8 protein-coding genes are annotated in these 7,005 nt (G+C 64.3%); 4 read left to right on the top strand and 4 right to left on the bottom strand.

Features of this window, described 5'->3' with window-relative positions; genetic code table 11:
• The coding region (gene htpX / locus L288_RS27880; RefSeq protein ID WP_201766633.1) for a zinc metalloprotease HtpX at positions 1–860 on the bottom strand (860 nt) is incomplete at its 3' end.
• Between the two features lie 91 nt (positions 861–951).
• On the opposite strand from htpX, the gene L288_RS42285 reads away from it, so the two are divergent.
• The 4 genes from L288_RS42285 to L288_RS27865 all read left to right on the top strand — a co-directional run bounded on the left by L288_RS42285 (position 952) and on the right by L288_RS27865 (position 4,190).
• The gene (locus L288_RS42285; RefSeq protein WP_021237456.1) at positions 952–1,125 is read left to right on the top strand and encodes a DUF1674 domain-containing protein; all 174 of its coding nucleotides are present in this window, start codon (positions 952–954) and stop codon (positions 1,123–1,125) included.
• 210 nt (positions 1,126–1,335) lie between these two features.
• Positions 1,336–1,764, top strand: a complete 429-nt coding sequence (locus tag L288_RS27875) for a hypothetical protein (protein ID WP_037471384.1) — start codon at positions 1,336–1,338, stop codon at positions 1,762–1,764.
• Positions 1,765–1,851: 87 nt separating this feature from the next.
• Complete coding sequence (locus tag L288_RS27870) at positions 1,852–2,751, top strand: UTP--glucose-1-phosphate uridylyltransferase (RefSeq protein ID WP_021237454.1); 900 nt, start codon at positions 1,852–1,854, stop codon at positions 2,749–2,751.
• A gap of 305 nt (positions 2,752–3,056) precedes the next feature.
• Positions 3,057–4,190 (top strand): acyltransferase family protein, encoded by a 1,134-nt coding sequence (locus tag L288_RS27865; protein WP_152522048.1) that lies wholly within the window; start codon positions 3,057–3,059, stop codon positions 4,188–4,190.
• Positions 4,191–4,238: 48 nt separating this feature from the next.
• On the opposite strand, the gene ssb is transcribed toward L288_RS27865, so the two are convergent.
• The 3 genes from ssb to L288_RS27850 are packed head-to-tail and all read right to left on the bottom strand — an operon-like array spanning position 4,239 to position 6,961.
• Positions 4,239–4,799: a single-stranded DNA-binding protein gene (gene ssb, locus L288_RS27860; protein ID WP_021237452.1), complete on the bottom strand. Its 561-nt coding sequence runs from the start codon at positions 4,797–4,799 to the stop codon at positions 4,239–4,241.
• A gap of 51 nt (positions 4,800–4,850) precedes the next feature.
• Positions 4,851–6,707, bottom strand: coding sequence for a ferrous iron transporter B (gene feoB / locus L288_RS27855; protein ID WP_021237451.1), 1,857 nt, complete (start codon positions 6,705–6,707; stop codon positions 4,851–4,853).
• Positions 6,704–6,961, bottom strand: coding sequence for a FeoA family protein (locus L288_RS27850; RefSeq protein ID WP_021237450.1), 258 nt, complete (start codon positions 6,959–6,961; stop codon positions 6,704–6,706). The genes feoB and L288_RS27850 overlap by 4 nt, the downstream gene beginning before the upstream one ends.
• Positions 6,962–7,005 lie beyond the last annotated feature (44 nt).

Raw genomic sequence — 7,005 nt, 5'->3', positions numbered from 1 at the left:
CGCTGCGCCGCCGCCGCCGGTGAGCGCCCAAGCTCCGCTCCCATCTCCTGCAAGGCGGCGATGCGCTTTTCAGTGGCGGGATGGGTGGAAAACAGTTCGCTGACCTGTGATGGCACGATGTAAAGCTGTGCCGCCGCCGGGTTGCGCTGCGCCACCGGGTTGGGGATCATCGCCGCCTTGTCCGAAATCTTGGCCAGCGCCGACGCCAGCGCATGCGGATCGCCGCTGATCTGCGCCCCGCCAGCGTCTGCGGCATATTCGCGCGTGCGGCTGATCGCCATCTGCACGATCATCGCGGCAAAGGGCGCGACGATGACCGCCAGCAGCCCGGCGGCAAGATTGCCATGGCCGTTCTCATTGCTGCCGCCACGGAAGAAAAGGCCGAAATTGGCGAGCATCGAAATCGCGCCCGCGATGGTCGCGACCATGGTCATGATCAGCGTGTCGCGATTGCGCACATGGGCAAGTTCATGCGCCATCACCCCCGCCACTTCCTCGCGGCTCAGCATGGACAGCAGGCCCGTCGTCGCGGCCACGGCAGCATGCTCAGGGTCGCGCCCGGTGGCGAAGGCATTGGGATGCGGCTGGTCGATCAGGTAGACGCGCGGCATCGGCAGGCCCGCCCGCTGCGCCAGATCGCGCACCAGTCCGTAAAATTCCGGCGCGCTCTGCGCATCCACTTCGCGCGCATCGTGCATCGACAGCACGATCTTGTCGGCATTCCAGAAGGTGAAGAGGTTCATGCCCGCCGCGACCAGCAAGGCGATCAGGGCGCCCGCGCCCCCGCCCAGCGTATAGCCCAGCGCCATGAACAGCGCCGTCAGCGCCGACAACAGCATCATCGTCCTCAAACCGCTCACTTGCGTCATTCTCCTTCACGGCCCAGATAGCAGGTCCGGCCTGAATATGGGATTGCCGGTAACGGATCGCAAATCGAAAGGCTCAAGGATCATGGGAACATTCAACGGCAAGCGGCCCGCGCATGTGAAGCCGCCCGCGCATCTGTCCAAAAGCCCGCCCGTGCCGGAACCCGATCCGCTGGACCAGCCCTCGCGCCATGATGAGGAATTGAGCCCGGTCCGCTATGGCGACTGGGAACGCAAGGGAATCGCTATCGATTTCTGAGCGGCGCGCTTGCCTGCGGGCATCCTCGCCCTTTCGGCTCATCGTTGATTTTGCACGTCTGCCGCTGGCCTGTGCCGCTGCTGCGGGCGGCGCAGCGGTGTGCCTCTAGCCTTGCTTCGCCCATTCCGTGCAGGGTCGCTGCGGGCAAAGGAAAGAAAATGGGCCGGGGGTGCAACCGTGAATCATATATCAGAGATCAAGGTGAGGGCGGTGTCTGACTATGCGCCGGAAGATGCGGCGCTGCTGTGTGGAGTAGGACGTCTGGTCTGTGCCTGGACGATGCTGGAACAGAGCCTGGAGGCGAAGATCGCCATGATGCGGGAGGCCATGGGTGACGTGCGGACCGTCGGCACCCGGACGCGGCCCGGCATGGCGAAGCTGATGACCGAATTGCGGACCATGGTGGCGATGCGCGACCGGCGCAACGCCAGCGCCCTGACCGAGATTTCGGATATCGAGCGGGACATGCAGAGGATCGACCGTTTTCGATCGCTCATCGTCGGCGGCTTTCAGCAGCCTGCGCCGGGTGGTTTCACCTGTCGCGATGCACGGAACAACTATATGCATGTCTCGCTTGAGCAACTGGACGCGGAGATCGCATCGCTCGAAACGGTGGCGCAGCGCCTGCTGGCCGTCTGACCGGGCGGGGTAATCCTTCCGCTTCGCTTGACCTTTGCACCGTGGACGGCAAAGCCTGTCGTCCGCGTCTAGCGAGAATGGAGACTCATGCCTAACAAGCCGATTCGCAAAGCCGTTTTCCCTGTCGCAGGACTCGGCACCCGCTTCCTTCCCGCAACCAAATCCGTGCCCAAGGAATTGCTGCCCGTCGTCGACCGGCCGCTGATCCAATATGCGGTGGACGAGGCGCGCGAAGCCGGGATCGAACAGATGATCTTCGTCACGGGCCGCGGCAAGGGCGCGATCGAGGATTATTTCGATATCGCCTTCGAAAGCGAAGTGACGCAGCGGGAACGCGGCAAGGATCTGTCGGCCCTGGACGGCACGCGCCTGGCGCCGGGTAACGCGGTGTTCCTGCGCCAGCAGGAGCCGCTGGGCCTCGGCCATGCCATCTGGTGCGCGCGCGAAGTCGTGGGCGACGAGCCCTTCGCCATCCTTCTGCCCGACGAGTTCATGAAGGGCCCGCCGGGCCGGGGCTGCCTCAAGCAGATGGTCGATGCTTATGAAAAGGTCGGCGGCAACCTCGTCTGCGCTCTGGAAGTGCCGATGGCGGAAACGCCCAGCTATGGCGTGATCGACCCCGGCGCGCGTGACGGCGCACTGACTGAGGTCAGGGGGCTGGTGGAAAAGCCCGCAGCGGGCACGGCCCCGTCCAACCTCATCCTGCCCGGCCGCTACATCCTTCAGCCCGAAGTGATGAAGATATTGGAGACGCAGGAAAAGGGCGCGGGCGGCGAGATCCAGTTGACCGACGCCATGGCGTCGATGATCGGCAAGCAGCCTTTCCATGGCGTCACCTTCGATGGCCGCCGTTTCGATTGCGGGTCCAAGGCGGGCTATATCGAAGCCAACCTTGCCCTCGCTCTCGGCCGCGAGGATTTGGGCGAGCATATTCGCCGCTTCGCCCTTGCGGAACTGGGCGTCAGCGGGGTCGCCGCCGCCGCATAGCGCCTGTTTTCCTCGGCCGGGCATTCTCCTGCGCAGGCAGGAATCCGGTTCAAGCAGCGCACATGAAAGGGCGCTTCCGGTCCGCCGGGGGGGCGCCCTTTCGCTATGGCCCGGCTGGCGCAGCCGGGCAGCTAAGTCCCTGTAAATAGGTTTCGGCAAAGCGCCCGGCGAAAGGATTAACCCCTAATCGCCCTCGATCCGAAGCCCCCTCCTCCAACAAACCGGCCCGGCATCGGAAGAGCCATTTGGGCTGGAGGGCGCGCGCGGCATAGTGGTCAGGGGCGACGCGCGATGGAGCAGGCGAAGTGACTGGACGAGCGATACCGGCGGCCCCCGTCATCATCGGGCAGATGGACGCGCCAGCGATCATCCCGAAAAAAAATGGCGGATTCAACGCCGCCGCGCATGGCCTGCGGGGACTTGCGGCCGTCTTCGTCATGCTGGCCCACATCATCGGCGGCACCGCCGAACATATCTACCCCCATGTGAAATCCTATGTTCAGTGGGTCAGATATCCCTGGAATTTCGGCACCTTCGGGGTGGAGATATTCTTCGTCATCAGCGGCTATGTGATCCTGCAAAGCGCGCTCAAATATAATCTCAAGGAATTCGGCCTGCGCCGCTTCGTGCGGATCTACCCCCTGTTCTTCGTTCTTTCGCTGCTGTTCATCGCGCTCAATTTCGTGACGAACGCGTATAAGGAGCTCAACAACGTCGAAACCATCGTCTCGGGCCTGCTGTTCATCAACCTGTTCACCGGAACCGAGCAGCTGACGCCCAATGCATGGAGCCTCAGCTACGAGGCCTGTTTCTACGTGCTGACCGCGTTGATCGTGACATTCGCCTATAAGCGCAGGAACATGCTGTTGGGCGCATTGGCGGTCATGCTGGCGATCGCCTTCCTGATCGCCTTTCCGATCACCGTCTATTTCCTGATCGGCGTAGCGATGCGCCTGCTCGCCGCCGATGAAAAGACCGCCACGCCTGCCACCTGGGGCATGGAGTTGGTCAGCTTCGTCCTGATGGTCGCCAGCGCGTCCCAGACGCATCTCGGCTATACCGCGTGGGACCAGTTCGGCACGCCCGCCGTGCCGATGATCCTGCTGTCGATCACCGCCTATTTCTATTTCGCGCTGCGTCCGGGCAGCCTGACATCGCGCGCTTTAGGCGGGCAGCCTTTCCGCTATTTCGGGGACGTCAGCTACAGCCTCTATCTGGTGCACCCGTTCCCTTATTTCCTGATGCGGATGATCTTCGTGAAGATGGGCTGGTTCACCGGCAACATCCCGCTGTCGATGACGGCGTTTGGCACGGCGGTCGTCTCCACATCCTTGGTGGCGACGCATTTCATCTACCGGACGCTGGAGCGCGGCCCCTATGAAGCCATGTTCCACCAGCGCATCTATCATGACAAAAGGCGCAAGGCGGCCGCGTCCTAGCGGCCATTCGTCAGGGCTTCCAGCAGGGCAGCCCTGACCCGCCCTCCGTCAGAACGGCACTTCGTCGTCCAGATCATTGTCGAAGTTGGAGCCGCCCCGGCCACCGCCCGAAGAACGGCCGCCGCCGCTGCTGCCACCACCGAAGCCGCCGCCGCCGAAATCATCATAGTCGTTGCCGCCGCCAAAGCCGCCCGAACTGGCGCCCCAGTCGCCGCCGCCGCCCTGGCTGCGGCCTCCACCCTGACCGCCGCCGCCGGGCGCGCCGTCCAGCATGGTCAGGACCGCGCCGGGCCCTTGCAGCACGACTTCGGTCGTATAGCGGTCATTGCCCGACTGGTCCTGCCATTTGCGGGTGCGCAGCTGGCCTTCCAGATAGACTTTGGACCCCTTGCGCAGGAAGCGTTCGGCAACGCCCGCCAGTCCTTCGGAAAATATGGCGACGCTATGCCATTCGGTGCGCTCCTTGCGCTCGCCCGACATGCGGTCCTTCCAGCTTTCGGAGGTGGCGATGCGCAGGTTGCACACCTTGCCGCCATTCTGGAAGCTCTTCACTTCCGGGTCAGCGCCCAGATTGCCGACCAGAATGACCTTGTTGACCGAACCCGCCATGTTTCCTCCGATGCGTTTAGCCGGTCTTTATAGAGCGCCAGCCTTCGGAAGCTACCCCAAACCGACGGCGACGGCGGTCCAGTAGGTCAGGCCCGCGGCGACATAGGCCAGCGCGAAAAGATAGCCCACCATGAACAGCGGCCATCGCCATCCGTTGGTTTCCCGCTTGGTGACGGCGATGGTGGAAATGCACTGCGGCGCGAAGACGAACCATGCGAGGAAGGCGAGCGCGGTGGGCAGCGGCCAATTATCCTTCAACCGGTCGCCCAGGCTGCGTTCCAGCTTAGCCTCGTCGTCGCCCGCGTCGATGGAATAGACGGTGGCGAGCGCCGACACCGCCACTTCCCGCGCCGCCATGGCCGGGATCAGCGCCAGGCTGATGTCCCGGTTGAAGCCGATCGGCTCCAGCGCCACGTTCAGGCCATTGGCGATGCGCCCGGCGATCGAATGGTTCACCTGGCTGATCCCGCTCTCTTCGGGCGCGCGGGGGAAGGACAGCAGCAGCCACAGGATCACCGTCGATGCAAAGATGATCGTGCCCGCGCGCTTCAGGAAGATGATCGCTCGCTGCCACAGCCCCAGCAGCACGTCCTGCGGGCGCGGCCACTGATATTTGGGCATTTCCATCAGGAATCCGCCGCTCGATCCCTTGGTCACCGTCAGGCGCAGCACCAGCGCGACCAGCATCGCCCCGATGATCCCGGCGACATAGAGGCAAAAGAGCACGAGCCCCTGCAATCCCACGCCAAACCCGACATTCCGCGCCGGGATGAAAGCGCCGATGATGACGGCATAGACCGGCAGGCGCGCCGAACAGGTCATCAGCGGCGCGATCAATATGGTGGTCAACCTGTCCTTGGGATCGGAGATGGTGCGCGTCGCCATGATGCCCGGCACCGCGCAGGCGAAGGAGGAGAGCAGCGGGATGAAGGCCCGTCCCGACAGGCCCACCCGCGCCATCAGCCCGTCCATCAGGAAGGCGGCGCGGACCATATAGCCCGTCGCCTCCAGCATCAGGATGAAGAAGAAGAGGATCAGGATCTGCGGCAGGAACACGACGACCGAACCGACGCCGTTGATGACGCCATCGACCAGGAAGGACCGCAGCAGCCCGTCCGGCAAGGCGTCGCTCACGGCGCCGCTCAGCGTTTCCGCCAGCCCTTCGATCATGGCAATGGGCGCTTCGGACCATGCGTAGACCGCCTGGAACATGATAAAGAGCAGGCCCAGCAGCATCAGCAGCCCGAAAAAGGGGTGCAGCGCAACGCGGTCGATCGCCGCCGTCAGCCGCCGCGAGGGCGTTTCCCGCACGACCGCGCCTTTCGCGATCCGCTTGGCCTCGGCCCGCAGGGTCTGGAAATCGCCCGGCTCCGCCCTGGCGCGGGCGGGCTTGACGCTGAGGACCGCTTCAATCTGTTCCCGCAGATCGTCCAGCCCGCGCTTGCGCACCGCCACTGTCGGGATCACCGGCACGCCCAGTTCGCGCGAAAGGACCGCAGGATCGAGTTCCAGCCCGTCGCGGGAGGCAAGGTCCACCATGTTGAGCGCAACGATCGTCGGCAGGCCGAGCGAGATCAGTTCCAGCGCAAAGCGCAGATGATTGTCGAGGTTGGACGCATCGACCACGACGATCAGGGCGTCGGGCAGCCGCTCCCCCGTCTGGCGGCCCAGCACCACGTCGCGCGTCACCTGTTCGTCCGGGCTGGTGGGATCGAGGCTGTACGTGCCCGGCAGGTCGACCAGTTCGACCGGGCGGCCATCGGACAGCGAAAGCCGCCCCGCCTTGCGCTCGACCGTGACGCCGGGATAATTGCCCAGCTTCTGCCGCGCCCCCGTCAGCGCGTTGAACAGCGCGCTCTTGCCTGCATTGGGATTGCCGACCAGCGCCACGAGCGGAAAGGCGCTCATGCCTGTTCGTCCCGCGTGCCCAGCCGTACGGAGATGGCGGCTGCATGGGCGCGGCGCATGGCGATGGTCATCCGCCCGATCTTGCACGCTATGGGGCCGCGCCCCAGCAGCCCGCCATGATGAAGCGCCTCGACATCGGCGCCCTCGATCAGGCCGAACTCGCGCAGCCGCTGACCATCGGTCGCCGACAGGGCGGTCCAATCGATCACATCCACATAAGCGGGCTGGCGCAGCGGCAGGTCAGTCAGGCGCAAGAGAAGGGCACTCGTTCACAGTTTCTGCGATTGACTATCAATAC

The sequence above is a fragment of the Sphingobium quisquiliarum P25 genome (genome assembly GCF_000445065.1).
Lineage (GTDB): Bacteria > Pseudomonadota > Alphaproteobacteria > Sphingomonadales > Sphingomonadaceae > Sphingobium > Sphingobium quisquiliarum.
The sequence above is the reverse complement of the archived record's forward strand: the minus strand, read 5'-3'. Positions and strand labels throughout refer to the sequence as shown.

Coding starts and splice junctions, on each gene's coding strand:
- L288_RS42285 (WP_021237456.1), top strand. CDS start 952: ATGGGAACATTCAACGGCAAGCGGCCCGCGCATGTGAAGCCGCCCGCG.
- L288_RS27870 (WP_021237454.1), top strand. CDS start 1,852: ATGCCTAACAAGCCGATTCGCAAAGCCGTTTTCCCTGTCGCAGGACTC.
- ssb (WP_021237452.1), bottom strand. CDS start 4,799: ATGGCGGGTTCGGTCAACAAGGTCATTCTGGTCGGCAATCTGGGCGCT.
- feoB (WP_021237451.1), bottom strand. CDS start 6,707: ATGAGCGCCTTTCCGCTCGTGGCGCTGGTCGGCAATCCCAATGCAGGC.